The organism is Streptomyces sp. NPDC057099, from assembly GCF_042671245.1.
Lineage (GTDB): Bacteria > Actinomycetota > Actinomycetes > Streptomycetales > Streptomycetaceae > Streptomyces > Streptomyces purpurascens.
This window is the reverse complement of the sequence record NZ_JBHUTX010000122.1, coordinates 1-1,411: the sequence shown is the minus strand read 5'-3', so window position 1 is coordinate 1,411 and position 1,411 is coordinate 1. Positions and strand designations below refer to the sequence as shown.

3 protein-coding genes are annotated in these 1,411 nt (G+C 68.8%); all 3 read right to left on the bottom strand.

Annotated features, from left to right (window positions below; translation table 11 throughout):
• Nucleotides 1–498: transposase (locus ACFT4A_RS42475; RefSeq protein ID WP_382842055.1), on the bottom strand; the 498-nt coding region annotated here is incomplete at its 3' end.
• Nucleotides 495–1,034: a winged helix-turn-helix domain-containing protein gene (locus ACFT4A_RS42470; RefSeq protein ID WP_376381358.1), complete on the bottom strand. Its 540-nt coding sequence runs from the start codon at nt 1,032–1,034 to the stop codon at nt 495–497. The genes ACFT4A_RS42470 and ACFT4A_RS42475, both read right to left, overlap by 4 nt.
• Nucleotides 1,035–1,092: 58 nt before the next feature.
• A complete protein-coding gene (locus ACFT4A_RS42465) occupies nt 1,093–1,236 on the bottom strand; it encodes a hypothetical protein (protein ID WP_382842052.1) in 144 nt (47 codons plus the stop codon).
• Nucleotides 1,237–1,411 lie beyond the last annotated feature (175 nt).

Sequence of the window (1,411 nt, the reverse complement as noted above, 5' to 3'; positions counted from 1 at the left end):
GGACCAGTGCGGGCTGACGCTGGCGAAGGTGCTGGAGGTCCGCGACGGCCAGGAGACCGGCGGGGAACTGCTCGTGCGGCTGGCCGCGAAGGCGGTGTTGGCCATCGCTCTGCGCACGAGTGACCAGACGGCCTCGACGGGATTGAGGTCGGGCGCGTAGGGCGGGAGGCGGACGGTGGTGAGCCAGTCGTGCTCGGCCTCGTACCGCTTCAGCCCGGCCGCCAGGTGAGTGTTGAGGTTGTCCCAGACCACCACGATCGGACCGTCGGGCTGGATGTGCGCGCGGACCAGCAGGTCGCGGTAGTCCTGCCAGGAGAAGCTCTTGCGTGCGCCTTTGAGGCGGAGATGGGTGCGGGGCCGGTGGATGAGGCGGCTCGTCTCGCCGGGCTTGTAGCAGCACAGGGCGGCGATTGAGGTCCGGCGGCGGGAGCGGCCGCGGACGCGGATGACGGGGGTGTGCCCGCGTCGGCCCCAGGTCCGGGCACGGGGCGGTGTCATCGAGAAGCCGGCCTCGTCCTCGAAGACGATCCAGGCCCCGGACGCCGCCGCGAGCCTTTTACCCGGGGCCAGACCTCCTTCTTCCACAGCTCCACCGCGTGCTCGTCGCGTTCGAGTGCTCTGCGGGCTGGTGCCTGCCAGGACCAGTCGTGCCGTTTCAGCAGCCGCCACACCGTCGCCACCGACAGACTCACCCGAAGACGTCGGCGGATCAGCGTCTGGACCCGGGCCAGGGTCCAGCGTTCGTCTTCGAAGCCGTGCGCGGCCGGTCCCTTGCCGAGTTCCTCCTCGAGGACGGCGAACTGGGCGTCGGTGACGGTCGGGGAGTTCGCCGGACCCGCCGAGCGCAAGGCCTCCATGCCGCCCTCGCGCCAGGCACGACGCCAGCGTTCCACCGACCTCACACTCACCCGCAGATCCTTCGCGATCACCGCGGTCTTCTCACCCGCCGCGAACCGCATCCCGGCCTGTAACCGGATCCCTTCACGAAACGCCCGACGCTCAGCGGTCAGGCCTCCACCCTCCGGATACCTCATCCCACCGGCATACCACAGGGATCATGAACTGTCACCACCCGATGTCAACCCGAAAACCTCAGTAGCCGGTGACCCACAGCCGGGCCAGCATGCTCGCGGCCGAGCCGCGCAGCGTCGTGAACAGGGCCGGATCGTCCCTGGTCAGAAATCCGCCTGGTTCTAGTGTGAAGTTCCCCGGGCCTTGACCCCTGATCCTGGACACACGAGACACTGGATCCTGAGGATCTGAGGACGGACATCTCGTGGTCATGAAGAACTATCCGCCGCAGTTCAAGGCGGACGCGGTCGCGTTGTACCAGTCGCGGCCCGCGAGGGAGTCTTCGTCACCGCCGCGCCGGTACTCGGCACTGGCCACGGCCAATCCGCGGCGGGCGAGG